Source organism: Plantibacter sp. H53 (assembly GCF_001650455.1).
Taxonomy (GTDB): domain Bacteria; phylum Actinomycetota; class Actinomycetes; order Actinomycetales; family Microbacteriaceae; genus Plantibacter; species Plantibacter flavus_A.
Genome location: NZ_LWCT01000035.1, coordinates 1 through 26,529, shown reverse-complemented (window position 1 = coordinate 26,529; position 26,529 = coordinate 1). Strand labels below are relative to the sequence as shown.

Annotated in this window: 24 protein-coding genes; 11 read left to right on the top strand and 13 right to left on the bottom strand. The window is 70.6% G+C overall.

Annotated elements, in window-relative coordinates:
- Nucleotides 1-13: 13 nt before the first annotated feature.
- Entirely contained in the window at nucleotides 14-1,273 is a 1,260-nt protein-coding gene (locus A4X17_RS13395) for a phosphotransferase (RefSeq protein ID WP_079002135.1), read from the top strand.
- On the opposite strand, the gene A4X17_RS13390 is transcribed toward A4X17_RS13395, so the two are convergent.
- Nucleotides 1,183-4,491: an ATP-dependent DNA helicase gene (locus tag A4X17_RS13390; RefSeq protein ID WP_231884393.1), complete on the bottom strand. Its 3,309-nt coding sequence runs from the start codon at nucleotides 4,489-4,491 to the stop codon at nucleotides 1,183-1,185. The two genes, A4X17_RS13395 and A4X17_RS13390, sit on opposite strands and share 91 nt — an antisense overlap.
- Nucleotides 4,455-7,640 (bottom strand): UrvD/REP family ATP-dependent DNA helicase, encoded by a 3,186-nt coding sequence (locus tag A4X17_RS13385; RefSeq protein WP_064296342.1) that lies wholly within the window; start codon nucleotides 7,638-7,640, stop codon nucleotides 4,455-4,457. The genes A4X17_RS13390 and A4X17_RS13385 overlap by 37 nt, the downstream gene beginning before the upstream one ends.
- Before the next feature lie 141 nt (nucleotides 7,641-7,781).
- Between A4X17_RS13385 and A4X17_RS13380 the strand changes: the two genes are divergently transcribed.
- Together A4X17_RS13380 and A4X17_RS13375 are read left to right on the top strand one after the other, a co-directional pair.
- Complete coding sequence (locus A4X17_RS13380; RefSeq protein WP_064296179.1) at nucleotides 7,782-8,006, top strand: DUF3107 domain-containing protein; 225 nt, start codon at nucleotides 7,782-7,784, stop codon at nucleotides 8,004-8,006.
- A gap of 2 nt (nucleotides 8,007-8,008) precedes the next feature.
- Nucleotides 8,009-8,308 (top strand): hypothetical protein, encoded by a 300-nt coding sequence (locus A4X17_RS13375; protein WP_064296178.1) that lies wholly within the window; start codon nucleotides 8,009-8,011, stop codon nucleotides 8,306-8,308.
- A gap of 75 nt (nucleotides 8,309-8,383) precedes the next feature.
- Here A4X17_RS13375 and A4X17_RS13370 read toward each other — a convergent pair whose 3' ends face one another.
- Complete coding sequence (locus tag A4X17_RS13370) at nucleotides 8,384-9,103, bottom strand: ferritin-like fold-containing protein (RefSeq protein ID WP_064296177.1); 720 nt, start codon at nucleotides 9,101-9,103, stop codon at nucleotides 8,384-8,386.
- Between the two features lie 136 nt (nucleotides 9,104-9,239).
- Between A4X17_RS13370 and A4X17_RS13365 the strand changes: the two genes are divergently transcribed.
- A complete protein-coding gene (locus A4X17_RS13365; RefSeq protein ID WP_197479085.1) occupies nucleotides 9,240-10,799 on the top strand; it encodes a DEAD/DEAH box helicase in 1,560 nt (519 codons plus the stop codon).
- Nucleotides 10,800-10,945: 146 nt separating this feature from the next.
- Here A4X17_RS13365 and A4X17_RS13360 read toward each other — a convergent pair whose 3' ends face one another.
- Nucleotides 10,946-11,800, bottom strand: a complete 855-nt coding sequence (locus A4X17_RS13360; protein WP_064296175.1) for a PHP domain-containing protein — start codon at nucleotides 11,798-11,800, stop codon at nucleotides 10,946-10,948.
- Nucleotides 11,801-11,882: 82 nt separating this feature from the next.
- On the opposite strand from A4X17_RS13360, the gene A4X17_RS13355 reads away from it, so the two are divergent.
- Nucleotides 11,883-12,920 carry an endonuclease/exonuclease/phosphatase family protein gene (locus tag A4X17_RS13355; RefSeq protein WP_064296174.1) on the top strand — a complete coding sequence of 346 codons (1,038 nt, stop codon included), beginning with the start codon at nucleotides 11,883-11,885 and terminating at the stop codon, nucleotides 12,918-12,920.
- 41 nt (nucleotides 12,921-12,961) lie between these two features.
- The gene (locus A4X17_RS13350) at nucleotides 12,962-14,359 is read left to right on the top strand and encodes an aminopeptidase P family protein (protein WP_064296173.1); all 1,398 of its coding nucleotides are present in this window, start codon (nucleotides 12,962-12,964) and stop codon (nucleotides 14,357-14,359) included.
- A gap of 42 nt (nucleotides 14,360-14,401) precedes the next feature.
- On the opposite strand, the gene A4X17_RS13345 is transcribed toward A4X17_RS13350, so the two are convergent.
- Nucleotides 14,402-14,905 (bottom strand): general stress protein, encoded by a 504-nt coding sequence (locus tag A4X17_RS13345; RefSeq protein ID WP_064296172.1) that lies wholly within the window; start codon nucleotides 14,903-14,905, stop codon nucleotides 14,402-14,404.
- Nucleotides 14,906-14,973: 68 nt separating this feature from the next.
- Between A4X17_RS13345 and A4X17_RS13340 the strand changes: the two genes are divergently transcribed.
- From A4X17_RS13340 to A4X17_RS13330, 3 genes are read left to right on the top strand one after another with little or no spacing between them, the layout of a single operon-like run.
- A complete protein-coding gene (locus tag A4X17_RS13340; protein ID WP_064296171.1) occupies nucleotides 14,974-16,287 on the top strand; it encodes a magnesium transporter MgtE N-terminal domain-containing protein in 1,314 nt (437 codons plus the stop codon).
- Nucleotides 16,265-16,807 carry a DUF1003 domain-containing protein gene (locus A4X17_RS13335; protein ID WP_064296170.1) on the top strand — a complete coding sequence of 181 codons (543 nt, stop codon included), beginning with the start codon at nucleotides 16,265-16,267 and terminating at the stop codon, nucleotides 16,805-16,807. The genes A4X17_RS13340 and A4X17_RS13335 overlap by 23 nt, the downstream gene beginning before the upstream one ends.
- A complete protein-coding gene (locus tag A4X17_RS13330; RefSeq protein WP_064296169.1) occupies nucleotides 16,800-17,975 on the top strand; it encodes an Mrp/NBP35 family ATP-binding protein in 1,176 nt (391 codons plus the stop codon). Before A4X17_RS13335 ends, A4X17_RS13330 begins: the two co-directional genes overlap by 8 nt.
- Before the next feature lie 35 nt (nucleotides 17,976-18,010).
- Here A4X17_RS13330 and A4X17_RS13325 read toward each other — a convergent pair whose 3' ends face one another.
- The gene (locus A4X17_RS13325) at nucleotides 18,011-18,445 is read right to left on the bottom strand and encodes a hypothetical protein (protein ID WP_064296168.1); all 435 of its coding nucleotides are present in this window, start codon (nucleotides 18,443-18,445) and stop codon (nucleotides 18,011-18,013) included.
- 71 nt (nucleotides 18,446-18,516) lie between these two features.
- On the opposite strand from A4X17_RS13325, the gene A4X17_RS13320 reads away from it, so the two are divergent.
- Nucleotides 18,517-19,149: an O-methyltransferase gene (locus A4X17_RS13320; protein WP_064296167.1), complete on the top strand. Its 633-nt coding sequence runs from the start codon at nucleotides 18,517-18,519 to the stop codon at nucleotides 19,147-19,149.
- Between the two features lie 95 nt (nucleotides 19,150-19,244).
- Here the strand turns inward: A4X17_RS13320 and A4X17_RS18980 are convergent, their stop codons facing one another.
- The 3 genes from A4X17_RS18980 to dapE form a co-directional block, all read right to left on the bottom strand.
- Nucleotides 19,245-19,418: a DUF3117 domain-containing protein gene (locus A4X17_RS18980; protein WP_079002123.1), complete on the bottom strand. Its 174-nt coding sequence runs from the start codon at nucleotides 19,416-19,418 to the stop codon at nucleotides 19,245-19,247.
- A 103-nt stretch (nucleotides 19,419-19,521) separates the two neighbouring features.
- The gene (locus A4X17_RS13315; protein WP_231884392.1) at nucleotides 19,522-20,745 is read right to left on the bottom strand and encodes a hypothetical protein; all 1,224 of its coding nucleotides are present in this window, start codon (nucleotides 20,743-20,745) and stop codon (nucleotides 19,522-19,524) included.
- Nucleotides 20,735-21,832 carry a succinyl-diaminopimelate desuccinylase gene (gene dapE / locus A4X17_RS13310; RefSeq protein WP_064296166.1) on the bottom strand — a complete coding sequence of 366 codons (1,098 nt, stop codon included), beginning with the start codon at nucleotides 21,830-21,832 and terminating at the stop codon, nucleotides 20,735-20,737. The genes A4X17_RS13315 and dapE overlap by 11 nt, the downstream gene beginning before the upstream one ends.
- A 51-nt stretch (nucleotides 21,833-21,883) precedes the next feature.
- Here dapE and dapD point away from each other — a divergent pair, with 51 nt between their 5' ends.
- Entirely contained in the window at nucleotides 21,884-22,861 is a 978-nt protein-coding gene (gene dapD, locus A4X17_RS13305) for a 2,3,4,5-tetrahydropyridine-2,6-dicarboxylate N-succinyltransferase (protein WP_064296165.1), read from the top strand.
- 89 nt (nucleotides 22,862-22,950) lie between these two features.
- Here dapD and A4X17_RS13300 read toward each other — a convergent pair whose 3' ends face one another.
- From A4X17_RS13300 to A4X17_RS13285, 4 genes are all read right to left on the bottom strand, one after another.
- The gene (locus tag A4X17_RS13300; RefSeq protein WP_064296340.1) at nucleotides 22,951-24,210 is read right to left on the bottom strand and encodes a citrate synthase; all 1,260 of its coding nucleotides are present in this window, start codon (nucleotides 24,208-24,210) and stop codon (nucleotides 22,951-22,953) included.
- Between the two features lie 179 nt (nucleotides 24,211-24,389).
- Nucleotides 24,390-25,511: a succinyldiaminopimelate transaminase gene (gene dapC / locus A4X17_RS13295; RefSeq protein WP_064296164.1), complete on the bottom strand. Its 1,122-nt coding sequence runs from the start codon at nucleotides 25,509-25,511 to the stop codon at nucleotides 24,390-24,392.
- 4 nt (nucleotides 25,512-25,515) lie between these two features.
- The gene (fdxA, locus tag A4X17_RS13290) at nucleotides 25,516-25,839 is read right to left on the bottom strand and encodes a ferredoxin (RefSeq protein ID WP_056007281.1); all 324 of its coding nucleotides are present in this window, start codon (nucleotides 25,837-25,839) and stop codon (nucleotides 25,516-25,518) included.
- Between the two features lie 39 nt (nucleotides 25,840-25,878).
- Entirely contained in the window at nucleotides 25,879-26,412 is a 534-nt protein-coding gene (locus A4X17_RS13285; protein WP_082916169.1) for a hypothetical protein, read from the bottom strand.
- Nucleotides 26,413-26,529 lie beyond the last annotated feature (117 nt).

Sequence of the window (26,529 nt, the reverse complement as noted above, 5' to 3'; positions counted from 1 at the left end):
TACCCTGGATGTCATGGCCAGATCCCATCTCACTCTAGCCGCGTTGGCCACCTCGGCCGTCGCCGACCTCCAGGTCCGCGGGTCCGGCGCGCACACCGCCGGCGGCGAGGGGAACTACGACGCGGCCCGTCTCGTGACGGGCGACGGGCGCGAGCTCATCGTGCGCATCCCGACCTCGCAGCAGGCCGAGACGGAGCAGTCCGCGGACCTCATCGCCCTGCGCGCACTCACGCCCGGTATCCGCAGCAGGTTGCCCTTCGACGCCCCGACCGTCGTGGGCCAACTGCCCGTCGACGGCACTCGCGCCGTCGTGCTCGACTTCGTGGCCGGCAGTCACCTCGACCCGACCGCGCTCGGCCGCGACGAGGTCCTCTCGGACTCGCTCGGTGCCGCGGTCGCCGCGATCCACTCCCTCCCGACGGCGTTCATCGCGGAAGCGGGCCTCCCGTTGCTGTCCACCGAGCTCATCCGGGCGGACGCGCACCGCATCGTGTCCCGCGCCGCCGAGACGCGGCTCCTCCCGACCGCCGTCCGGGAGCGCTGGCAGGCGGCCGTCGAGGACCACTCGCTCTGGCAGTTCCAGCCCACCGTCATCCACGGATCCCTCGCCGCGGACCGCGTGCTCGTCATCCGTCAGGACGGCCATGGCCTCGTCAACGGCGTCATCGAGTGGGGCTCACTGCGGGTCGGCGACCCGGCCCTCGACCTCCACTGGATCGCGACGCTCGGCGCGACCGGCGAGCAGGCCCTGTCCGCCTACGCCGCCTCGTGCTCTCGCGGACCCGACCGGTTCGTCACCCTCCGCGCCCGGCTCTACGCGGAACTCGAGATCGCGCGCTGGCTCCTGCACGGTCGCGACAGCCACGACGAGACCATCGTCGAGGACGCCGTCGCGATGCTCGACGGGCTCGTCGACCGCGTGCTCGGCGACGTGACGGACCCCCTCGGCACCACGACCGGACCCGTCCTCGACGTCGACGAGGTCGAGGACATGCTCGACCGCACACCGATCGGCTCGTCCTCCCCCGGCATCGCCATGCAGACCGACACCTACGACCGCTCAGAGCTCGAGCGCGCCCTCGGCCGCGATCCCGGCGGCTCGGACGTCGACGACACGGACGACGCTGAGACCGACGACGATCGCGACCACGCCGGGACCGATGCGGACCCGAACGCCACGGATCAGATCGACACCTCGTCGTTCGAGCTCTGGGACTCGGCCGCCTCCCCGAAGGACCGCTCCCACTCCGACAGGAGCTCCTCCTCCGAGTAGAGGCGTTCCGGCCGGAGCTGCACGTCGTGGCTCACGTAGTAGAGCACGGCGTCGATGCGCTCGGGGTCGACCTCCCGGTGGTGCGCGTACGCCAGACGGTAGAGCGCGAGCTGGAACGAGGCGTTCCGTACGTCCTCCGGCGTCGTGGGTACCGCGCCGGTCTTCCAGTCGACGATCTCGAACCGGTCCCCGCGTTCGAACACCGCGTCGAGCTTGCAGACCACCACTCGTCCGGTGTCGCCGAGCGGCACGTGGATCTCGGTCTCGACCTCGACCGGCCGGACGTCAGCCCATTCCGAGGCGAGGAACCGTTCGGTGAGTTCCTCGAACCCGATCCCCTCCGACGCGTCCGGCCCCGGGCGTTCGACGTCGAGCTCCTCGGGGAGCGCGTCGACCAGCTCCTGCAATCCGAAGCGTCCGTAGTGCGCCTCGACCCACGAATGGAACCGGGTTCCGAGGCGGGTCTGCCGGTATGGCCGTTGCGGGACGGGGCGACGCAGTCGTTCGAGTGCGGCCTCCGGTTCCGTGACGAACTCCTTGAACTTGGACGCGGGGATGCGCACCGGGAGTTCACCGCGCGCCGTCGTCGTCGCGGCACGGCGTCGTTCCTCGAGGAGCAGCGTCAGCTCGTTCTCGAGGGGGCCGAGGGTCGCCAGCAGCTCGGACTCAGGTCGCCCGCGCCGCTGCTCGACCTCGGCCGCCGCCCGTTCGACGACGCTCCGACGCGCTCCGAGCGGATCGAGTGGCCAGTCGAGGACCGCGGCACCGGAGTCGACCGGGTTCTCCTCGAAGGCGGATGCGGCGGGGAGCGGTGCGATGACGCCCGCCGACGCCAGCTCCAGAAGATAGGTGCTCGCGGCACGCGGCCGCTTCCGATCGCCCGACCAGAACGAGCCGGTGAGCAGGAGGTCGTGCTTGGCGCGGGTCACCGCCACATACGCGAGCCGACGTTCCTCGTCGAGCGCGCGTTCGCCGAGCGCCTCCGAGAAGGCGAGCTGAGCGTCGACGACCTCCTTCCGCGTCTCGGCCGTCCGCCAGGCGAACTCCGGCAGCTCCGCCGCGTCGCCTCGGAAGTCGTACGGCAGCGTCCCGAGACGCACCCAGCCTTTACCGTCCTTCGGTTTGGCGGGCAGCTCGTCGACCACGAGCCGCGGGATCGCGACATGGTCCCATTCGAGGCCCTTCGAACCGTGGATGGTGAGCAGTTGGACCGCACCCTGGTCGGGTGCGTCGCTCGCCGGACCGAGGTCGTCTCGGGCGAGCGAGCGGTCGATCCAGGCCAGCAGGCTGCCGAGCGTCACCTGCTCCTCCGCCTGGATGAACGAGATGACCTCGTCATGGAACGCCTGCAGTCTGGCCGGAGCGCGGGCCGCGGATCCGGTCGACTCGTTCGCGACGACCTCGATGTCGAGTCGCAACTCGCGTTCGACCGCTCTGACGAGATCGGGGAGGCCGCTGCCCGCACGACGCCGCAGGGAGGCGAACACCAGTCCGGCCTCCCGGAGGCGCGAACGCGCCTCGTCGGTGAACCCGGCGGCGAGGCCCGCCGGCACGCGGTCCGCGGCGATGAAGTCGAGCGCGTCGATGATCGACCGCCCGTCGTCGTCGGCGACCGACTCGCGGAGCCGGGCGGCCAGTTCGGCGTCGTACCGCTTCGTCTTCCAGTCGATGGCCTGCAGGTACCGGGCCACCTCCACGAGGTGACCGAGGTCGTGGACGCCGATCCGCCAGCGAGGCCCGCTCAAGAGCCTGATGAGCGAGGACCCGGCACCGGGATCGTGGATGACCCGCAGCGCCGCCGTCACGTCGACGATCTCCGGCGAGGAGAGCAGACCGCCGAGACCCAGGATGTGGTGGGGGACGCCGAGCGCAGCGAGGCCGTCGGCGAACTCCTGCATCGGTCGACGCGCCCGGAACAGGATCGCGGCCGAACCGGCCGGGTCTCCCCCGCGTTCGGCGAGCAACCGGTCGGCGCACCATTCGGCGACCATCCGGATCTCCTCGGCACCGGTCTCGGGGAACTCGACGGCGAGGGAGCCCGCCCCGGCGCCGGGCTTCGGCTCGAGGTCGAGGACGCGCAGCTTCCCCGCCGTCTGCGCCTGCTGCTGCAACGGGCGGACGAGGACGTTCGCGGCTTCGAGGACCGTATGGTCGTTGCGCCAACTCGTGGACAGGTTGAACTGGGTGGCGACGACCTCCCGACCGAAGTCGCGGGAGAACCGTGCGAGGTTCGCCGCGCTCGCGCCCCGCCAGCCGTAGATGGACTGATGCGGGTCGCCGACCGCCATGACGGGGTGGTCGGCGAACAGGGTCGACAGCAGTCTGGTCTGCACGACCGAGGTGTCCTGGTACTCGTCGAGCAGGACGACGCCCGCGCGATCGCGCGCGACGGCGGCGACCTTCGGCGAACGTTCGCAGGCGGCGAGCGCGAGGGCGACCTGGTCGGAGAACTCGACGAGTCCCTGCCGGCGCTTCTCGTCGGCGTACCGGTGCGCGAGATCGAGCAGGACCGGCAGGGCACCCACGACCTCGACGGCCTGATCGATCTGCGCGTACGCCCCGCGACCGCCGTCGGGGAGCTCGCCGATGCCGACGAACCGTTCCACGAAGCCGAGCAGCTCCTCGGTGGTGCCGTCGATCTCGGCGAGCTCGTGACTCAGCGAGAGGACGAGCTCGGCGACCTGGTCGACGGACTTGCCGAGGGTGGCGAGCCGTTCGTCTCCGTGCCGGACCACGACGCGTCGCGCGAGTCGCCAGGCGGACGCCTCGGACAGCAGGACCGACTCGGGCTCACGGCCCACCAGGAGGGCGTTGTCGCGGAACAGGGCGTTCGCATAGGCGTTGTAGGTGGACACTTCGGGACGGTCGAAGAGCGCGTCTGCCGCGGGATCCAGGATCCCGATGTCCTGGAGGGCGGCGATCCGCTTGCCGATCCGTGCCGCCAGCTCACCCGCGGCCTTCCTGGTGAAGGTGAGCCCCAGGATCCCGTCGACGCTCACGTGCCGGTTGGCGAGCAGCCACACGACGCGTGAGGCCATGGTCTCGGTCTTCCCGCTGCCGGCACCGGCGACGACGAGGACCGGGGCCATGGGTGCCTCGATGACATGGACCTGCTGCGTCGTCGGTTGTGGGAGGCCGAGCAGGCCGGCGAGCATCTCGGCCGAGTAGGTCTCCTCCGTGCTCACGAGCTCACCGCCGGGACGACGTGGATGGCGCACTCGCCGAACGCGAACGGGTCATGGCAGTGGGTCCCGACACGGGCCTCGAACACCGCGCCCGCCATGCCGACCGCGTCCGCCAGGACACGCTCGCGGAAGCGCTCGAGGGCTTCGTCGTCGAAGGCCGGCTGGGCCGGGTCGTAGTACTCCTTGCGCTTCGTGCCTGCCGACACGACGATGAGCTTCGCGCCACCGCTCAGCAGCCCCTCCGTACCGGCGATCGCGCCGGACGCCAGCGCGAGCTGGTAGGCGCCGAGCTGCGCCATGTCGGCGACCTCCCGGTCCTGTCTCGGCGCCGAGCCGCCGGTCTTGAGGTCGGCGATCACGACGCGCCGTGTCCCGTCGGTGTCGGGCACGAGCTCGACGCGGTCGATCGAGCCGCCGAGCACGGCCGCGCCGCCCAGCTCACCGATGGGGATGCGGAGGCTGAACCGGCTCTCGTTGCCGATCGAGGTCACGCCCGCCCGCTCCGCGTCGTGGAGGTACGCCGACAGCCGGTGGACGAGTTCCGCCGCACGCCGTTTCGTCGCTGCGCCCTCCCAGTCCGCTTCGAAGTGGAGTTCGTCCCAGCGGTCCTCCACCGCTGCCCAGAGCGCGGCCTCGTCGGAGGACTCCGCGTGCTCGAGCGCGGCGTGCACGATCGTGCCGAGCCCGGAGGCGAACCCGGAGGCACCGCCGCCCAGTCGGGCGATCGCCCAGTGCAGCGGGCACTCCTCGAAGGCCTCCATGCGGGACGGGGAGACCGGCAGCTCCTCGACGGCGGGGTCGTGCAGCGGTGCCGTCGAGCTCGGTGCGGCCACGCCGTACCACTCCTCGGTCGGGGCGCCGGGTACTCCCGCTGTCGCGAGGATGGCCAGGGCCGAGGCGGACGCGGCACGCTCGGCAGGGTCCGCGGGGCGGATCCGGCGAGTGAGCGAGCGACGCAGGGTGCCGACGAGGCCGCGGAGCGACAGGGGCGACAGGGACGCCCGGTGCGGATCGGGTTCCGGGAGCAGCGTGAGGAACGGGCTCGCCTGGTGGTCGTCGTCGACCACCGCGACCACCATGAGCGACCGGTGCGCACGGGAGGTCGCCTGGGCGAAGAGTCGGAGCTCGTCGTGGAGGACCGCGCGTCGTGCGTCCGCCGTCGCCGTGGCCGTACCCTCCAGCAGCTCCACGAGCTCCGAGGCGCCGAGCAGTGAGTCGCGGACCCGCAGGTTGGGCCACACGCCGTCCTGCATGCCGGCGACGACGACCGTGTCGAACGCGGTACCGACCAGGGCGGCGGGCGTCGCGATCGTGACCGCCTCCCGGAGGCCGGTCGGCGCGAGGGAGTCGTCGCCGACCGTCTGTTCGAGCAGGCGGTCGAGGAAGACGGAGGCCGGGGTGTCGGGCTCCGCCTCGACGAAGGTGCGTGCCGCATCGGCCAGCTGGGTGATCGCGTCGAGGTCGCGGTTCGCCTCCTCGGCGGCCTGACCGCTGCCCTTCGACAGCGAGACCCAGGAGCGCTCGAGTCTGCTCCGCGACCAGAGGCCGTAGACGAGTTCCTCGGCGGACGCGCCCGCCGCTGCCTGCGCGCTCGCCTCGGCGAGGCTGTCGGCGAGTGAGCGGGCGCGGGCGGCGGAGGGCGTCTCGAGTCCGATGAGTGCACCGGGGACGGCGAACGCCTCCTCCAGCAGGCGGTCCGCGCTGCGGTCGAGGCCCTCAGCGAGATCGGCGTGGCGGAGCGCGGCCCGGAGTCGCCTGACCCCGATCGAGTCCAGTCCGCCGAGCGCGCTGTGGAGGAGTTCGGTCACGACCTCGGCGTCGAGCGGCGTCCGCCCGAGCGCCACCGACATGGCGAGGAGGACCGACCTGACGAACGGGTGGTCGCGCAGCGGTGCTCCGCCGGTGCTCGCCCGGGTGGGCACCTCGAGGGAGGACAAACCCCGTTCGATCGCCGGGATCAGCCCGCCGCTGCGGACGACCACCGCCATGTCGGCCCACGCGACACCGTCGAGGACGTGGCGCTCGCGGAGGAAGCGTGCGACGACCGCGATCTGCTCGGCCGGGGAACCGGCCGCCACGGTGACGACGGAGTGCTCGGGCGTCTCCGCGTCATCGACCGGTGGCGCGGCCGTGCGATGGAGTCCGGCGCCGGCCGTGCCGATGCGCTCGGCGACGCCGCGGACCGTCGCCCGGATGTCCGGTGTCCCGCGGTGGACCTGCCCGAGGACGAGCGTGTCCACCGGGCGGCCGAGCACCTCGGCGAACCGCCCGAGGGCGTCGGCACGGGCACCGTGGAAGGCACCCGTCGTGAGGTCGGGGTCGCCGAACGCGACGATCGCGACCCCGTGTCGGGCGAGCGCGGCGAACAGCTGCAGGACGCCGTGGGTCGCCTCCTGGGCGTCGTCCACGAAGACCACCCGCAGGCTGCGGAGCACGCCCGTCCCCGGTTCCTGTTCGTCGAGGAGCCGGACGGCGCGGGCGAGGGCCGCCGCGGGCGTGAGGTGTCCGCGCCAGTCGTCGGCGAGGAACCCCTCGATGAAGCCCGCGGACGCGACCCACTCCGGACGCCCGTGCTCGGTACCGAGCCGACGTAGCTCGGCTGGCGCGACGTCGTGTTCGACGCTGCGTTCCATGAGGTTCCGGAGCTCGGTGCGGAACCCCTGCAGGCGCCTGACCTCGGGACCGAGCTCCGCTGGCCACAGCGGACCGGTCGCGTCCTGTTCGTCGCCGAGGAGTCGCTCGGCGATGGTCTGGTCCTGCTCGCCGCCCGTCAGCAACCGCGGTCGTCCTGAACCGGCGAACGCCCCGGAGCCCGCGATGACCTCGAGGGCGAGGGAGATGGCGGTGCGCGCCAGGGATCCGGGTGTGGCGCGCGCGACCCGTGCCTCGAGGCGGTCGCGGAGGACCTGCGCCGACGACCGGGAGGAGGCGATGACGAGCACCTCGTCGGTGCGCAGGCCGCGCGAGTGCACGCGTTCCGCGACCGCTTCGATGAGCGTGGTGGTCTTGCCCGTGCCGGGAGCCCCGAGCACGACGGCGGACCGGTCGTCGGCGAGCCGCAGCACGGCCTCCTGCGAGTCGTCGAGCCGGACGCCCGTGCCGACAGCCGGGTCGCCGACGGGCGCGCGGTCCGCGTCACGGACCGTACCCGTCGGATCGTCGGAGGCGTCGGGAACCGTCATGGTCCGCACGTTACCGGAGCCTCCCGACATCGCCGCGACGGCCGACCGGCGTTCCGTTGTTCGCTGACAGCAGCCGACCCGCGCCGGTCGGAGGACCACGACTCCCGTAGTCTTGCCGTACGCAACCGAAAGGCACTCAAGGTGGAAATTCGCATCGGAATCCTCAACAGCCCTCGCGAGATCGGCTTCGAGACCTCGCAGCCGGCGTCGGAGATCGAACAGGCGGTCAAGACCGCTCTCGAGACGGACGCCAAGCTGCTCGCACTCAAGGACGACAAGGGCACCAGCTACCTCATCCCGACCGCGGGCATCGGCTACGTCGAGCTCGGAACCGAGGAGTCCCGCCGCATCGGATTCGTCGGCTGACCATGGAACTCCTCTTCGTCGTGCTCGGCGGTGCCATCCTCGGTCTCGCCGTCCGCTACCTCCTGCCCGGCCGCGACCAGCACGGGGCCGCGCTCATCCCGGCGGTCGCGACGCTCGTCGCCGCCGTGGTCTGGGTCGCGGCGACGTGGGCCGGCATGGCGTGGGACGGCGGCTGGATCTGGGTGCTCGCCTTCGGCGCGTCCGTCATCGTGAGTGTGGTGGTCGACCTCGTGCTCGTCCGCGTCCGCACCTCGTCGGACGAGGCGATGCTGACCCGCTTGCAGCAGGGCGTCGCCGCCTGACCCGAGGCGCTCGATCGATCGACGCCGTCGCTCCAGCCGGAGCGGCGGCGTCGTCGTGTCGGAGGGGACGACCGGTCAGGCCGTGAGCCCGAGCGCGTCCATCCGTCTGGTGTGGTTCGCGATGAGCTCCGTGTAGACCGGTTCGACCCGGGCGTCGTCCGGCAGCGCCTTGCTCTCGGTCACGAGGGCCGACCTGGCGACGAGCATGGTGTCGCCGAGCAACCGGCGGCCCCACATCGCGAGCGTCGAAGCGCGCTCCGGATGCGATGCGATCACCCGGTGCAGGATCCCGACGAGCGGGTCCTCCTCGGGACCGGGGGCGACGATGGCAGCCAGATCCCGGGCGTCCGCTCCGTCCAGGCCGCGTGCGAGCTGCGCGAAGAACTCGTCGAGGAAGCCCCGCGCCACGAGGACGCCCAGCAGGAGTTCGTCCCAGGTACCGGTTCGCAGGATCGCCTGGAACTCGTCCCGCGTGCGTGCGTAGGGTTCGAGCACGGCGACGGGGTCGTCGCTCGTCCTCCGGAGCCACGCGAGCAGCGCCTGGTGCTTGCGCAGCGCCGTGGCGGCGGCCTCTGCGAGCGTCTCCCGATCGGCGTCGTTCGGAGCGTGCTCGACGGCGAACGACAGCGTCATGAAGAACCCGAGCTGCAGCTGCGCCACCTGACCGAGGTAGTCCGCGGTGCTGGGCGCGAGCTCGTGGAGGTCGACGCGGGTCGCCTGGACGGCGTCCTCCCGCGAGCGCAGACGAGGCGTCTGCGTGCCGGGACGCCGACGTCGTGCAAACCAACGAGCCATGCGACCACCCTATCCGCAGCACGCCGATCGCCGTGTTCCGCGCGCCCAGCGGCCTCTCGGGACCTCCCGGGTAGAATAGCCGTGCCCCGGCGTCGGATCGGGGCCCTACACCTGTGTGCAATCGAAGGTGTAGACCATGACTGCACTGACAGGTATCTCCGTGACTTTCTCTGATCTCGGTGTCGACCAGGACATCGTCGACGCCCTCACGTCCAAGGGCATCATCGAACCATTCCCCATCCAGGAGCAGACGATCCCGCTCGGGCTCGCCGGCCAGGACATCATCGGCCAGGCCAAGACGGGCACGGGCAAGACCTTCGGGTTCGGCATCCCGATCGTCCAGCGCCTCGGCCTCGACCCGGCTCCCGGCGTCAAGACCCTCGTCGTCGTCCCGACCCGCGAACTCGCCGTCCAGGTGTCCGAGGACATCGAGATCCTCATCTCGAACCGGTCCACGACGCTCGTCTCCATCTACGGCGGCAAGGCCTACGAGGGGCAGATCGAGCAGCTGAAGGCCGGCGCCCAGATCGTCGTCGGCACGCCCGGCCGTCTCATCGACCTCAACAACCAGCGTCTCCTCGACCTCTCGGGCATCACCGAGATGGTGCTCGACGAGGCCGACAAGATGCTCGACCTCGGCTTCCTCGCCGACATCGAGAAGCTCTTCTCCAAGACCCCCGCCGCGCGTCACACGATGCTGTTCTCGGCGACCATGCCCGGTCCGATCGTGGCCCTGGCCCGCCGCTTCATGAGCAAGCCGATCCACATCCGGGCGAGCGACCCCGACGAGGGGCTCACGCAGGCCAACATCAAGCACCTCATCTACCGCGCGCACTCGCTCGACAAGGACGAGGTGATCTCGCGCATCCTGCAGGCCGAGGGTCGCGGCAAGACCGTGATCTTCACGCGGACCAAGCGTGCCGCCGCGAAGCTCGTCGAGGAGCTGACCGACCGCGGGTTCAACGCGGCGGCGGTACACGGCGACCTGAACCAGGAGCAGCGCGAGCGGGCGATGGCGTCGTTCAAGGCCGGCAAACGCGACGTCCTGATCGCCACCGACGTCGCCGCCCGTGGCATCGACGTCGATGACGTCACCCACGTCATCAACCACACGATCCCCGAGGACGAGAAGACGTACCTCCACCGCGTCGGCCGTACCGGTCGTGCCGGGAAGACGGGTATCGCCGTCACGTTCGTCGACTGGGACGACCTCCACAAGTGGGCGCTCATCAACCGCGCCCTCGAGTTCGGCCAGCCGGAGCCGACGGAGACCTACTCCTCGAGCCCGCACCTGTTCACCGACCTCGGGATCGCCGAAGGCACGAAGGGCCGACTGAAGCCCGCCAAGGCCGTCGAGCCCGCTCCGCGACGCGAGGGTTCGCGGAGCGCAGGCGGACGCGACGGTTCCCGGACCGGCGGCGGACGCGACGGTTCGCGGACCAGCGGCGGTCGCGGTGGTGAGCGCGGCGGACGCGGAGGCGACCGCACCCAGCCGACCAGCACCCGGCTCGAGTCCCAGCCGAGCACCCGCGCCCACTCGCGGACGCACGACGCCGCCTCGACCGACACCGTCGACCGCAGCGCGCCCGCAGCAGGCACGCACGACGGCCACGGTCCGGAGCACCGCGACGGCAACAGCGCTCCCCGCCGTCGGAGCCGGACGCGCCGCACCGCACCCCCGGCACCGACGGCGTAGATCCACCACGCAGAACGCCCGCACCCTTCCGGATGCGGGCGTTCCGCATGTCGCGAGCGCTGCGCTCGGAGCCGGACGCCCCGTGGGCACTTCGACAGGCTCAGTGACCGGAAGAGGTTCGACGGGAACTCCCGACGCGCCGCGGGTCAGTCGGGCAGGACGGGCGCCGAGCCGGTGGCCTCGCCCACGATGCGCCGGACCACGTCGATGTCCGTGGTGTTCTCGCCGAGGCGGTTCGGCTTACCGGTGCCGTGATAGTCGCTCGAGCCGGTAGCGACGAGGCCCAGCTCTGAGGCGATCCGGCGCACGACGACCTTGCCCTCCTCGGTGTTCTCGCGGTGCTCGATCTCGAGCCCGAACAGACCCGCATCGGCGAGCTCGCGGAAGTACGGCTCGGGCAGCATCCGGTCGCGACCGGCCGGGACCGGGTGGGCGATCACCGGGACACCACCGGCGGCGCGGACGAGCTTGACCGCCGTGAGCGGGTCGGGCGCGTAGTGCGGCGCGTAGTACCCGGTGCGCGGATGCAGGATGCCGTCGAAGGCTTCACCACGGTCGGCCACGATCCCGAGGGCGACGAGGGCGTCGGCGATGTGGGGCCGGCCGACAGTCGCGCCTTCGCGGGTCTGCGCGAGGACGTCCGACCAGGACAGCGGGTAGTCGTCACCGATGCGTGCCACGATGCCTTCGGCCCGCCGGAGCCGGGACTCCCGGATCTTCGCGGTCTCCTGGAGCAGGTCGCCGTTCAGCGGATCGATGAGGTACGCGAGCAGGTGCACACTCCGCCACTCGTAGCGGGTGCTCAGTTCCATTCCGGGGAGTAGCGTGATGCCCTGGCGACGCGACTCGACGGCCGCCTCGGCCCAGCCGGCGGTGGAGTCGTGGTCGGTGAGGGCGATCGTGCCGAGCCCTGCGGCACCGGCAGCGCGCATCAGCTGCGTCGGCGTCTCCGTGCCGTCCGAGACGCTCGAGTGCGTGTGCAGATCGGCGGGGCCGTGCATGTCTCGAGCGCTCACCACGCTTCCACCCTAGTCGCAGGTCCCGCCCCGAGGACTCCCAGACCGCTCGCCTACGCTGACGCGGGTGCTGAAGACCGTCGGTGGCGTCATCGCGGCCGTGCTCGCGATCGCGACCACGGCCCTGCTGGTCGTGGCCGTCCTCCCCGGCCTGTTCGGTCTCGAACAGGCCCAGGTCGTCGTCCAACTGAGCGCGTTCCGCCTCGTCGTGGCGATCGCCGCCGCCGGCGGCGCCCTCCTCTGCCTCGTGACGACGATCATGGTCCGGGGATCCCGCCGCGTGCTCCCCGCCATCCTGGCGGTCGTCCTCGCCGCGGTCTCGGTCACCGGCGCCGTCGTCACCGCCAACCGCGGGGTCGACGATCAGATGGTCGCCGGTGAGGCGACCGATCTCGCGGATCAGGTCACGGTCCTCGCCTGGAACACCCTCGGCGACGCCGTCGACCCCGGGACGATCGCGGCGATCGCGGTGCGTGAGGGCGCCGACGTCGTCGCCCTCCCGGAGACCTCGTCCGACACCGCGGCGGTCGTCGCCGCCACGATGACCGCCGCCGGACGGCCGATGGTGGCGCATTCGACCGCCGCCGACGCAGAAGGGACGAGCCTCCTCATCAGCACCGGACTCGGCGAGTACGCGGTCCGTGCACCGACGGCGACCGGGCCGACCGCCATCGAACGCTCAGAGACCCTCATCGCCGATCCGGTCCTCGGTCGCGGACCGACCCTCGTCGCCGTCCACACCACGGCCCCACTACCGAGTCGGCTCGACGACTGGCGTTCGGAACTCGCCGATCTCGCCGACCGCTGCACCGACGACGCGGACATGATCATGGCCGGTGACTTCAACGCGACGCTCGACCACCTCGCCGGATTGCGCGGCGTCGGCGACCTGGGCGCATGCCACGACGCCGCCGCGGCCGACGCGGCAGCCGGGCTCGGTACCTGGCCGACCGAGCTCCCGGCGGTCCTCGGCGCGCCGATCGACCATGTCATGGCGTCACCGGGATGGGTCACCGTGTCGGCTCGCGTCCTCACCGACGTCGACGGCACCGGCAGCGATCACCGGCCCGTGGTCGCGACGCTGCTCCCCCGCACGGCGGGCTGAGCGACGGGCACCTGTCGCCACCGCAGTGCGACAATGGAGGCATGGCGACTTCCGCAGACACATCCAGTTCGAACACCGTCCAGACCGAGGCGACCTCCAACCGGGCGGCCGCCTGGTCCGAGGGCTTCCGTGCCTTCATCGGCACCGGGTGGGCGGACCGCCCCGAGGTCCTGCCGGAGCCGCGGGAGACCGCCGGCCTGGCAGCGGCTCGTCGTGAACGCCTGTCCGCTCAGTTCCCCGGTCAGCGTCTCGTCCTCCCCGCGGGCGGGATGAAGCAGCGGTCGAACGACACCGACTACCTGTACCGGGCGCACTCCGCCTTCTCGTACTACACCGGCTGGGCGGCCGACACCGAACCAGACAGCGTCCTCGTGCTCGATCCCGAGGGGTCCGGCCACACCGCGACCCTGTACTTCCGAGAGCGAGCGGGCCGCGACACCGACGAGTTCTACACGAACGCCGCGATCGGCGAGTTCTGGATCGGTGCACGTCCGTCGCTCGCCCAGGTGGCGGCCGACCTCGCGGTCACGACCGCCGACCTCTCGGCGTTCACGGCCGACGCCGCCGATCTCACGGTCGACGTCGACGACGAGCTGACGCGCGCCGTGTCGGAGATGCGCCTCGTGAAGGACGCCTACGAGATCGCGCAGATGCGTCTCGCCGTCGACGCGACCGCGCGCGGCTTCGACGACGTCATCGCCGAACTCCCGAAGATCCTCGCTCACGAGCGCGGCGAGCGCATCGTCGAGGGCGTCTTCGCCGGGCGGGCTCGCGCCGATGGGAACGGCGTCGGTTACGAGACCATCGCCGCCGCAGGACCGCACGCCTGCATCCTCCACTGGACACGCAACGACGGACGGGTCGTCCCGGGCGACCTCATCCTCATCGACGCCGGCGTCGAGCTCGACAGCTACTACACCGCCGACATCACCCGCACGCTCCCGGTGTCCGGCACGTTCACCGAGGTCCAGCGCCGGGTCTACGAGGCCGTCCGCGAGGCGGCCGACGAGGCCTTCGCCATCGTCCGCCCCGGCATCCGGTTCCGCGAGGTGCACGCGGCCGCGATGGCGGTCATCGCACGCAAGACCGCCGAGTGGGGCCTGCTCCCCGTCACCGCTGAGGAAGCCCTCCTGAAGGAGAACGAGCAGCACCGGCGGTACATGGTGCACGGGACGAGCCACCACCTCGGCACCGACGTGCACGACTGCGCCCAGGCACGTCGCGAGATGTACGCCGACGCCGTGATCGAGCCAGGCATGGTCTTCACCATCGAGCCCGGCCTCTACTTCCAGGTCGACGACCTCACGGTCCCCGAGGAGTACCGCGGCATCGGCGTCCGGATCGAGGACGACATCCTCGTCACCGAGGACGGCGCGGAGAACCTCTCCGCCGGCATCCCGCGCACCGCGGACGAGGTCGAGGCCTGGCTCGCGCGCTGAGCCCGTCCGTCGGGCGACGGCTCGGAGCCTGACGCGGCTGGATCAGCCCGCGTCGGACTCCGGGCCGCGCTCCATGAGGTTGCGTGCACGGTTCGCGAGCTCACCGCCGACGATGAGGTCGTAGCGCGTCGCGACGACGAGCGTGGCCGAGGTGTACTCCTGCCGCTTGCGGGTCACCGAGTACGACACGATGCCGAACAGCATGCCGAACGCAGCACCCATGAGCACCGCGGCACCGAGCAGCATGAGGTTCGTCTCGGGGTTGAAGATGACGAGGACGAGCCCGAGGAACAGTCCGAGCCAGGCACCGCTGACCGCACCGGCTCCCGCAGCACGGCCGTAGCTGAGGCGACCGGTGACGCGTTCGACGCTCTTGAGATCGCTGCCGACGATCGAGATCTCTTTGACCGGGAAATCGGTGTGGGCGAGCGACGAGATCGCGGCCTGCGCGGACTCGTAGCTCTCGTAGCTGGCCACCGTCTCGCCTCGCGGGATGACGCCGAGCGCCGGGGCGCCCTTCCGGCCGAACTGTCGCGGATCACTCATACCTCCATCCTCTCACCCCGCCCGGAGCGGGCACTCCAGGCCGACCACCGGCGGGTAGGTTAGTAGTCGTGAGTGCAACCAGAGTGTTCGTCGCCAGGCTCGCCGGGTGCACCGTCTTCGACCCCGCGGGCGATCGTGTCGGCAAGGTCAGGGACGTGCTCGTCGTCTACCGCACCGGCAAACCACCGCGGGTCGTCGGCCTCATCGTCGAGATCCCCGGCAAGCGCCGCGTGTTCGTCTCGATCGGCCGCGTGACGAGCATCGGTGCCGGGCAGATCATCACCACGGGACTCATCAACGTCCGCCGGTTCGAGCAGCGCGGTGGCGAGGTACGCGTGATCGCCGAACTCTTCGGCCGACGTGTCGTCTTCCGGACCACCGGCGAGGAGGCGACGATCGAGGATGTCGCCATCGAGGAGCAGGGGCCCGGCGAGTGGCAGGTGTCGCAGCTGTTCGTCCGCCGCCCGAAGACCACCGCCTCCCCCTTCGTGAAGGGCCCGACGACCTTCGCCACCTGGAACGAGCTGCGCGAGGAGCAGGAACTCGGCGAGGCGCAGTCCGCCGAGCAGCTCATCGCGACCTACGCCGACCTGAAACCGGCCGACCTCGCGAACACGCTCCTCGACCTCCCGCGCGACCGGATGATCGAGGTCGCTGAGGAGCTGTCCGACGACCGACTCGCGGACGTGCTCGAGGAGATGCCCGAGACCGACCAGGTGCAGATCCTCGGCCAGCTCGACGACGACCGCGCGGCTGACGTCCTCGACCAGATGCAGCCCGACGACGCCGCCGACCTCATCGCCCAGCTCCCCGAGGATCGCGGAGAGCACCTCCTCGAGCTCATGGAACCGGAGGAGGCGGAGGACGTCCGCATGCTGCTCCGGTTCGACCCGGAGACCGCGGGTGGTCTCATGACGACCGAGCCGATCATCCTCTCCGCCGACGCCACCGTCGCGGAGGCCCTCGCGTCGATCCGCCGCTCCGAGCTGGCTCCCGCGCTGGCCGCAGGCGTGTGCATCACCCTGCCGCCGTACGAGTCGCCCACCGGACGCTTCCTCGGGATGGTGCACTTCCAGCGGATGCTCCGTTACCCGCCGCACGAGCGCCTCGGCACGCTGCTCGATCAGAGCCTCGACCCGGTGGGCGTCCGTACCTCCGCCGCCGAGGTCTCGCGGATCCTCGCCAGCTACAACCTCGTCCAGGTGCCCGTCGTCGACGAACAGCACCGCCTGCTCGGGGTCGTGACGATCGACGACGTGCTCGACTACCTGCTCCCCGACGACTGGCGCAGCATCGACGAGAACGACGAACTCCCGCCGTCGGAACAGCGGCTCGGATCGAACGGAAGGAGGGCAGGTCGTGGCACGAGCTCCCCGCAATGAGATCAGGCTCGACGCTCCGAAGGGACTTCGCAGTTCCGTGCGGTCCATCCGCCGCGCGCCGGCCTCGCGCGACCGCTTCGGCCGCTTCACGGAGTGGATCGCGCGGGCGATGGGCACCCCGTGGTTCCTGCTCGGCCTCACGCTCTTCGTCATCCTCTGGATCGGCTGGAACACCTACGGACCGCTCGCCCTCCGGTTCGACTCCGTCGACATCGGTTTCGTCGCCCTGACGCTCGTGCTCTCCCTCCAGGCCTCCTACGCGGCGCCGCTCATCCTGCTCGCCCAGAACCGCCAGGACGACCGCGACCGCGTGCAGATCGAGCAGGACCGGCAGCGGTCCGAACGGAACCTCGCCGACACCGAGTACCTCGCCCGTGAGGTCGTCGCGTTGCGCCTGGCCCTGAAGGACATGGCGTCGAAGGACTTCATCCGCGCCGAACTGCGCTCCCTGCTCGAGGAACTCGATCGGGATCGCGCCGACCAGCCCGAACACGACGGGCCCGAGCGTCGGCGTGGCTGACGCCGACGCCGCTGACACCGGCCTCGCCGAGCGGATCAGGACTGCTCTCGCCCGCGTCATCGACCCCGAGATCCGCAAACCGATCACCGAACTCGACATGGTCGGCCCGATCACGGTGGACGATGACGGCGCGGCCGACGTCACGATCAAGCTCACGATCGTCGGCTGCCCGGCAGCGGCGAGCATCGAGCGCGACGTGCGTGAGGCCACCGCGGCGACCCTCGGGGTCACGAGCGTCGCGGTCGACGTCCAGGTGATGTCGACGGCGGAGCGTCAAGCGCTCACGGAGCGCCTGCGAGGCGGCCGCAGCGCCCGCGGCATCCCGTTCGGCCCGGACTCACTGACCCGTGTGTACGCCGTGACGAGCGGCAAAGGCGGTGTCGGGAAGTCGACGGTGACCGCGAACCTGGCCGTCGCACTCGCCGCCAGTGGTCTGCGGGTCGGCCTGGTCGACGCGGACGTCCACGGGTTCTCCATCCCGGGGCTCCTCGGCCTGGTCGAGGACGGCGTGGCCGTCAAACCGACGCAGGTCGGCGACATGATCCTGCCACCGGTCGCCCACGGCGTGAAGGTCGTCTCGATCGGCATGTTCATCGACGCACCGACGGACGGCACCACCGCCGTCGCCGTCGCCTGGCGCGGACCGATGCTCCACCGCACCATCCAGCAGTTCCTGACCGACGTGTTCTTCGGCGACCTCGACGTCCTGCTCCTCGACCTCCCGCCCGGCACCGGGGACGTCGCCATCTCCATCGGCCAGCTGCTCCCCCACGCCGAGGTGCTCGTCGTCACGACACCGCAGCCGGCCGCCGCCGAGGTGGCCGAGCGCAGCGGCGTGGTTGCGCGCCAGACCGGGCAGCGCGTCCACGGCGTCATCGAGAACATGGCGGGTCTCCCCCAGCCCGACGGCAGCATCCTGCAGCTGTTCGGCTCAGGGGGTGGCGAGGCGCTCGCAGCGCGGTTGTCGATCGGCCAGGACGCACCGGTACCGCTCCTCGCCTCGGTCCCGCTCAGCGTCCCGCTTCGGGAAGGTGGAGACGCCGGGCTGCCGATCGTGCTCTCGGATCCGACGGATCCCGCGGCCGCCGAGATCCTCCGGCTGGCCGGACAGCTCGCTGCCAGACCGCGTGGCCTCGCCGGTCGCCGTCTCGGCGTCAGCACGAACTGAGCCGTCCGGGTCGGACGCGTGCGACCGAAGCGGACTCAGGTGGCTTCGAGGTCGAACGGGGGCGCGGCGGTCTCCCCGGCTGCGAGTCGGCGCAGGCGCTCGTCGGTCGCCGCCTGGATCGACTTCGGTTTCTCGAGCGACGGAACGGCTGCAGCGGCGGCCGCGGGAGCCGCGTCGAGCGGAGCGGTCGTCGCGACCGTCGGCGTCACCGGGGGCTCGTCGTCGAGGAGCGCCTCGCGGATGATGCGCCTCGGATCGTACTGACGTGGGTCGAGCTTCTTCCAGTCGACCTCGTCGAACTCCGGCCCCATCTCCTCGCGCATCCGGTCCTTGGCACCGGAGGCGAGGTCGCGGAGGGTGCGGACGAGTCGCGCCAGTTGCGAGGCGTAGTACGGCAGCCGTTCCGGACCCAGCAGGAACACGGCGATGACCCCGATGATGAGGAGTTTGTCGAAGGTCAGACCGAACACGACATCAGACTACCGCGCGAGCCTCAGCTGTCGGAGCAGTTCCAGGCCATACGCTGGGATCTGGAGGCAAGGTGTCAGAACACAATCTCAACTGGAAGTACGCGGGCGACGTGGTCGTCGAGAGCGCGGCGATGCTCACGGCCCGCGCTCACGCGCACGAACTGGGTGTCGAACCGATCTCCCCGGCGATCGGCGCGCAGATCGCGGTGGTGGCCGCGGCCACCCGCGCGGAGTCCATCGTCGAGGTGGGGACCGGCACCGGCGTCTCCGGGCTCTGGCTGCTCCGCGGTGCCACGAGCGCGGTGCTGACGTCCATCGACACCGAGATCGTGCACCAGCAGCAAGCACGCGCGGCGTTCACGGAGGCCGGCATCACGACCAACCGCATCCGCCTCATCACCGGCAGCGCGCTCGACGTCCTGCCGCGGATGAACGAGAACTCCTACGACCTCGTCCTCGTCGACGGCGACCCAGGATCGGTCATCGAGTACGTCGAGCACGGACTCCGACTGGTGCGTCCCGGCGGCACCGTGCTCGTCCCGCATGCGCTCTGGCGAGGTCGCGTGGCCGATCCGGCTCAGCGGGACGAGACCACAGGACTCTTCCGTTCGCTCGTCCAGGAGATCTCCGCGTCCGACGCGGTTGTCAGCGCCCTGTCCCCCGCCGGCGACGGCCTCCTGCAGATCACCAAACCGAACCTCTGAGCCCTCCTCCGCACGACGACGAACCGGCCGCCATCCTGACTCTGAGAGCAGTGATGACGGCCGGTTCTCGACTCATGCGGCGTCGGTGACGGGGATCAGCCCGCGCTCACCACACCCGCGAGTGCATCATGCAGTTCTTGAGCCTCTGCGTCGTTGACCGACACGACGAGACGCCCTCCCCCTTCAAGAGGCACTCGCACGATGATGAGCCGACCCTCCTTCACGGCCTCCATTGGCCCGTCTCCGGTGCGTGGCTTCATTGCGGCCATGCGAGTCCCCTCTCGTTGTTCGACTGACCCCTATTATCTCGTATCACGGGGGCTCGTGATAATCCTGAGCGCGGCGAGGCGCAGGATGACGCCCGATCCGCGCTCAGGGAATGGTCCAATACGCGTTCGCGAGGCCGTACATGACGAAGATCCAACACCACTGCAGCGCCAGCGAGACGATGACGACGCCGCCGCGGTACCAGCGGTTCCGTGGGACGGCGACCGCACCGAGGAGCGGGAAGACCGGGATGAGCAGCCGGAAGACACTCGTCTGCGGGAAGAACACCGCGAAGAGGTAGAGGAGGTACGACCCCACCCACAACCGGAGGTCGGCTCCGAGCCGACGCACCGGCGGGAGGAACAGGAGCACGACGGAGCCGACGAAGACCGCTACGACGACGGCGATCCCCGGGCCATCCCCGAACCAGAACTGGCCGCCTTGGATCCAGGCGGAGAACGGGACGAGGGGTTGCTCCCCGATGAAGGCGGCCCGCCACGCCAGCTCCGTCTCGAGGTAGGCCTCCGGCGTCCCGGTGACGAGGCCGGCGATGACCATCCACGCGAATCCGGCGACGGCGGCGAGTGCCCCGCCCGCGAGGATGAGGACGACCTCCCGGCGCGCGAGCGGGTCGCGGTGTCGCGTGACGATCCGCACGATGAGATGGAGGCCCAGCAGGAGCGAGAAGGCCAGGACTCCGGGGCGGGTGAACGCCATGACCGGGATGACCGCGAGGAGCCAGCCGTACCGGCGCGTCACGAGCAGGAGCAGCGCGAGCGTCAGCAGCAGCAGGAACATCGATTCGGCGTAGGCGACCTGGAACAGGGCGCTGAGCGGGGCGATGCAGAACAGCACGACGGCGAACATCGCCCGTTCATCGCCGAGGCGGATGCGCAGGAGCCGGTGGAACAGCAGGGCCGCCCCCAAGCCACAGCACAGCGAGACGATCACGGCCATGACCGGCCACGGCAGGAAGGTGACGACCGAGAGCGCCTTGACGACCCCTGGATACACCGGCATGAACGCCCACGCGTTCTCCGCGACCCGGCCGGCGTCGTCGAGCGGCAGCTGGGTCGGGTAGCCGTACGTCGCGATCCACCAGTACCACTGTCCGTCCCAGCCGGCGGCGAGCGTCCCCAGCGAGGGGAACGCGCCGAACCGGGAGTCCGGCGCCTGCAGCAGACTCGCGACCGCGAACATCACGGTCGTCACCAGGCGGGACAACACGTACACGATGACGATCCGCCCCCACCAGGGCAGGCGGGCCCAGCGCCGGAGCATCGACGGCCGCTCCTCGACCTCGGTCGAGTGGGCCGCGTCAGCGACCATCGGGCCCGGTCAGCCAGGCGCGGAGCCCGCGCTCACAGTCCTCGATGTGCGCGAGCGGGACGCGCTCGTCGTCGGCATGGGCGAGGAGCGGGTCACCCGGTCCGTAGTTGACGGCGGGGACGCCGAGTGCGGAGAAGCGTGCGACGTCCGTCCAGCCGTACTTCGGGGCCGGTGTGCCGCCGACCGCGGCCAGGAAGTCCTGGGCGATCGGCGCGTCGAGCCCGGGACGAGCACCCTCCGCGACGTCCGTCTGCACGACCTCGAAGCCGGAGAAGAGCTCCTCGAGGTGGGCGAGCGCCTCGGCACCCGTCCGGCTCGGAGCGAAGCGGTAGTTCACCTCGACGGTGACGAGGTCGGGGATCACGTTCCCGGCGACGCCGCCGGTGATCCCGACCGCGTTGACGCCCTCCCGGTAGACGAGCCCGTCGACCTCGACCTCCCGTGGCGTGTACGAGGCGAGCGTCGCGAGGACCGGTGAGATCGCGTGGATCGCGTTGACGCCGACCCAGCTCCTGGCCGCATGCGAGCGCTTGCCGTGGGCGCTCACGTGGACGCGGAGCGTTCCGTTGCAGCCGCCCTCGATGCCGGCGTTGCTCGGCTCGCCGAGGATCGCGAAGTCCCCGACGAAGAGGTCGAGACGGTTCCGCGCGAGACGCCCGAGGCCGTTGAGGTCGGATGCGACCTCCTCGTTGTCGTACCACATCCAGGTGATGTCGACGATGGGATCGGTGAGCTCGGCCGCGAGCTTCAGCTGGACCGCGACGCCGCCCTTCATGTCGACCGTCCCCCGACCCCAGAGCACCGCCTCGCCGTCGCGCTCCTCGAACCGGGTCGGGACGTTTCCGTTGATCGGGACGGTGTCGATGTGGCCGGCGATGATGACCCGCTGTGCACGTCCGAGCGAGGTGGAAGCGACCACCGTGTCGCCGTCGCGCACGATCGTCAGGTGCTCGAGACCCTCGAGCGACGCCTCGATCGCGTCGGCGATGCGGGCTTCATCCCCCGAGACGGAGGCGATGTCGCACAGCTGCTGGGTGAGTTCCACCGAGGAGACGGACAGGTCGAGTACGGGGACTTCGGCTGGCATGGCACCAGTGTATTGGCCGTCGACCTGAGTGTTGGCCGGTACCCTGGAGCCATGACCGCTGTGCCTGCCGAGACCCCTGTTCCGACTCACGCTTGGGGCTCCGGCCTCGCGACCATCGCCGCCGACGGCACCGTGCTCGACACCTGGTTCCCCGAGCCCTCGCTCGGACGGATCCCCGAGGGCCGCGACCGCTGGATCGCCCCCGCAGACCTCGAGGCCCTCGCGACCGACGACGAGCGCCGGGCCGTTCGCATCGACATCGTCACGGTCGAGATCGAGCTGCAGGCCGCTCCGCAGAGCACCCCGGACGCCTACCTGCGGCTGCACCTGCTCAGCCACCTGCTCGTCCAGCCGAACTCGATCTCGCTCGACGGCGTCTTCGCGCACCTCCCCATCGTCGTCTGGACCAACGCCGGCCCCGTCCACCCCGCGGACTTCGACCGCCTCCGACCGTCGCTCCTCCGCGCCGGCATCCACGCGACCGGCATCGACAAGTTCCCGAGACTCCTCGACTACGTGACGCCCGACAAGGTCCGGATCGCCGACGCCTCGCGCGTCCGGCTCGGCGCCCACCTGGCACCGGGCACCACCGTCATGCACGAGGGCTTCGTCAACTTCAACGCCGGGACCCTCGGTGCGTCGATGGTCGAAGGACGCATCTCGCAGGGCGTCGTCGTCGGCGACGGCAGCGACATCGGGGGTGGTGCGTCGATCATGGGGACGCTCTCGGGCGGCGGGACGCAGCGGGTGGCGATCGGTCAGCGCGCCCTCCTCGGCGCCAACTCCGGCATCGGCATCTCGATCGGCGACGACTCGGTGGTCGAGGCGGGTCTCTACGTGACCGCGGGCACCAAGGTCGTCCTCGCGGGTGCTGCGGCCACGGCCGAAGGCGCGCCGCGTACGGTCAAGGCGGTCGAGCTGTCGGGTGTCCCGAACCTCCTGTTCCGTCGGAACTCGCTCACCGGTGCCGTCGAGGTGCTCCCCCGCTCGGGCTCGGGCGTCGAGCTGAACGCGGCACTGCACGCCTGACCCCAGCCTCCCGGTACGCAGAACGGCCCCGCATCCGAGGTGGATGCGGGGCCGCCCTTCGACAGGCTCAGGGACCGAACCGGACGGGACTAGCGCGTCGGGAAGGGCCGCTCGGGCGAGCCCGTGTACAGCTGCTGCGGGCGACCGATCTTCGTCTGGGGGTCGAGGTTCATCTCACGCCAGTGGGCGATCCACCCGGGCAGGCGTCCGATGGCGAAGAGCACCGTGAACATCCGCGTCGGGAAGCCCATCGCCTTGTAGATGACACCGGTGTAGAAGTCGACGTTCGGGTAGAGCTTGCGCTCCTTGAAGTAGTCGTCCTCGAGGGCGATCTGCTCGAGCTCCTGAGCGAGGTCGAGCAGCGGGTCGTTGATACCGAGGGCACGGAGCACCTCGCCGGCGCTCTCCTTGACGAGCTTGGCGCGCGGGTCGTAGTTCTTGTAGACGCGGTGCCCGAAGCCCATGAGCTTCACGCCGTCTTCCTTGTTCTTCACGCGGTCGACGAAGCGCTGCACGCCCTCGCCGGACTCCTGGATCCGGCCGAGCATCTGCAGGACAGCCTCGTTCGCGCCACCGTGCAGCGGACCCGACAGGGCGTTGATACCGGCGGACACCGAGGCGTAGAGGTTCGCTCCGGTCGAGCCGACGAGGCGGACCGTGGAGGTCGAGGCGTTCTGCTCGTGGTCCTCGTGCAGGATGAGCAGGAGGTCGAGCGCCTTCGACAGGACGGGATCGATCTCGTAGGGCTCGGCGAGGTTGCCGAAGTTCAGCTTGAGGAAGTTGTCGACGAAGCTCAGCGAGTTGTCGGGGTAGAGGAACGCCTGCCCGACCGACTTCTTGTGCGCGTAGGCCGCGATCACCGGCAGCTTCGCGAGCATGCGGACGGTCGTGAGCTCGACGTGGTCGGGATCGTGCGGATTGGCGTCCGACTCGTAGTAGGTCGACATGGCCTGCAGGGCGCTCGACAGGACGGCCATCGGGTGGGCCGTGTGCGGGAGCGCGGAGAAGAACCGCTTGAGGTCCTCGTGGAGGAGCGTGTGGCGTCGGATCTTCTCGTCGAATCCGCCGAGTTCATCGGCCGTCGGGAGTTCCCCGTGGATGAGCAGCCAGGCGACCTCGAGGAAGGTCGACTGCTTGGCGAGCTGCTCGATCGGGTAGCCGCGGTAGCGCAGGATGCCCTGGTCGCCGTCGATGTACGTGATCGCCGACTTGGTCGCCGCGGTGTTGACGAACCCGTAGTCGAGCGTGGTCAGGCCGGTCTGCCGCGTGAGCGAGGAGATGTCGATACTCGACGCGCCCTGGGCTGACTGGTGGATCGGGAATTCGGCCGTTCCGCCGGGGTAGTTCAGGGTGACCTGATGCGTCTCGGTGGAAGCCTGTTTCTCGACGTCGCCCACGGCGCCTCCTCATATCTTCGTGCGATAGGGACTCGACATCGCCCTCCGATACGACGGCGTGTCACATACAGCCTAATCGGCTTCGGACCCAACTGTTGTTTCCCACAGTGATCCGGCGACTTCCTTGGAGTTCACCCCGAAATCGGGCGGAGGCCTCGAAGTCTGGCCGCGGCGGCCGCGATGCGCTCGTCGGTGGCGGTCAGGGAGAGCCGCACGTGCTGCGGCCCGGCCTCGCCGTAGAACACCCCCGGGCCAGCAAGGACACCGATCGACGCCAAGCGGTCGATACTCACCCAGGCGTCCTGGCCCTCGGTGATCCACAGGTACAGTCCCGCCTCGCTGCGGTCGACCCGGAACCCGGCCTCGCGGACGGCCGGGAGCAGCACCTCACGTCGGGCGCGGTACCGGGCCTTCTGCTCCGCGACGTGGGCGTCGTCGCCGAGCGCCGCGACCATGGCGGCCTGCAGCGGGGCCGGCAGCATGAGACCCGCGTGCTTCCGGACGGTGACCAGCCGACGCACCAGGCGCTCGTCGCCCGCGAGGAACGCGGCACGGTAGCCGGCGAGGTTGGACTGCTTGCTCAGGGAGTAGATCGCGAGGACGCCCTCGGTGTCGCCGTCGGTCACGCGCGGATCGAGCACGGACGGGGTCGGCGTGTCGGACCACTCCCCCTCCCAGCCGAGTTCCGCGTAGCATTCGTCGCCCACGAGGACGGCGCCCAGTTCGCGGGCTCTGGCTCGGGCTGCCCGCAGCTCGTCGACCGACAGGACACGACCGTCGGGGTTGCCGGGGGAATTCAGCCAGACCAGCCGGGTGCTCTCCGGCCATTCGGCGGGGTCGTCGGACGCGAACGCCTCGGCTCCGGCGATCGCCGCGCCGACCGCGTAGCTCGGGTAGGCGGCCACGGGGTGGACCACGGTGTCGCCGGCGCCCAGGCCGAGGAGAAAGGCGAGCAGCGCGACGAGTTCCTTCGAGCCGATCGTCGGGAGGACGGCGTCGAGGGTGAGCCCGTCGACGCCACGACGGCGCGCGAACCAGTCGACGATCGCCTGCCGGAGTTCGGTCGTGCCGATCGTGGTCGGGTACGCGTGCGCGTCCGTGGCCGCCCGGAGCGCATCCCGGATGAGGCCGGGAGTCGGATCGACCGGCGAACCGATCGAGAGGTCGACGATGCCGTCGGGGTGCCGACGGGCCTGCTCCGCATACGGGACCATGAGGTCCCAGGGGTAGTCGGGCAGCGGCTGCAGTGCCACGCGACTACTCGTGGGCTTGGGGCGGCAGGGCGGCGATGAGCGGGTGGTCCGAGGGGATCACGCCGACCTTCGCGGCCCCGCCCGGGGAACCGACCTCGTCGAAGAACTCGACATTGGCCTTGTAGTAGTCCGCCCACTCCTCGGGAAGGTCGTCCTCGTAGTAGATGGCCTCCACCGGGCAGACCGGCTCGCACGCACCGCAGTCGACGCATTCGTCGGGGTGGATGTAGAGCGACCGTTCACCCTCGTAGATGCAGTCGACGGGGCATTCGTCGATGCAGGCGCGGTCCTTGACATCGACGCACGGCAGGGCGATCACGTAGGTCACGGGCGGGTGGCTCCCTTCACGAGCACTGAGTTGTCCAGTCTACGCCTGCGGCGAGACGGGGAGCGGTTCGGGCGTCGGTCCCGCGGGACGGTCGTCGCGCTTGCGGGCGCGCTCCGGGAGCTTCGGCCACGCCACGACAAGGACGGCGATGAGGCCGGGGGCGATGGTCCAGACGAGGCCCGAGACGCTCTGCGGGATGAGGACGGAGCCACCGGTGCTCTCGAGCAGCAGGATCCCGATCATGAGGATGACCCCGAGTGCCGCTGCCGACGCTGCGAGCCGGTCTCCCAGGACGATCCGGAGTCCGACCAGGAGCATGGCCACACCGAGGATGCCGAGCACCAGCCCGACCGGGAGAGCGACGCCGAGGACGGAGGGCGCCCAGGCGTGCGCGACCGTGCCGATGGCGCCGTACGCCAGACCGACGAGGAACGCGAGGACGATCCCGATCACCCGCGACGCCGTGGACGGCTCGTGCGGTGCGTCCGGCTGCGGCGGTGTCGGCGGGAACCAGCGGTCGTCGCCGACCGTGCGGCCGTCTGGGAGGCTGGGGTCGGGGGCCGGATCGGTCATCCGCCGATTGTATCTGGACACCCTCGGTGTCAGGCGCTATGGTCGACGTCGGATAAGGTTAGCCTTACCCAACCGCGTTCCGAAGTCGCAGCGCCCCGCCCGGACCACGGTCCCCGC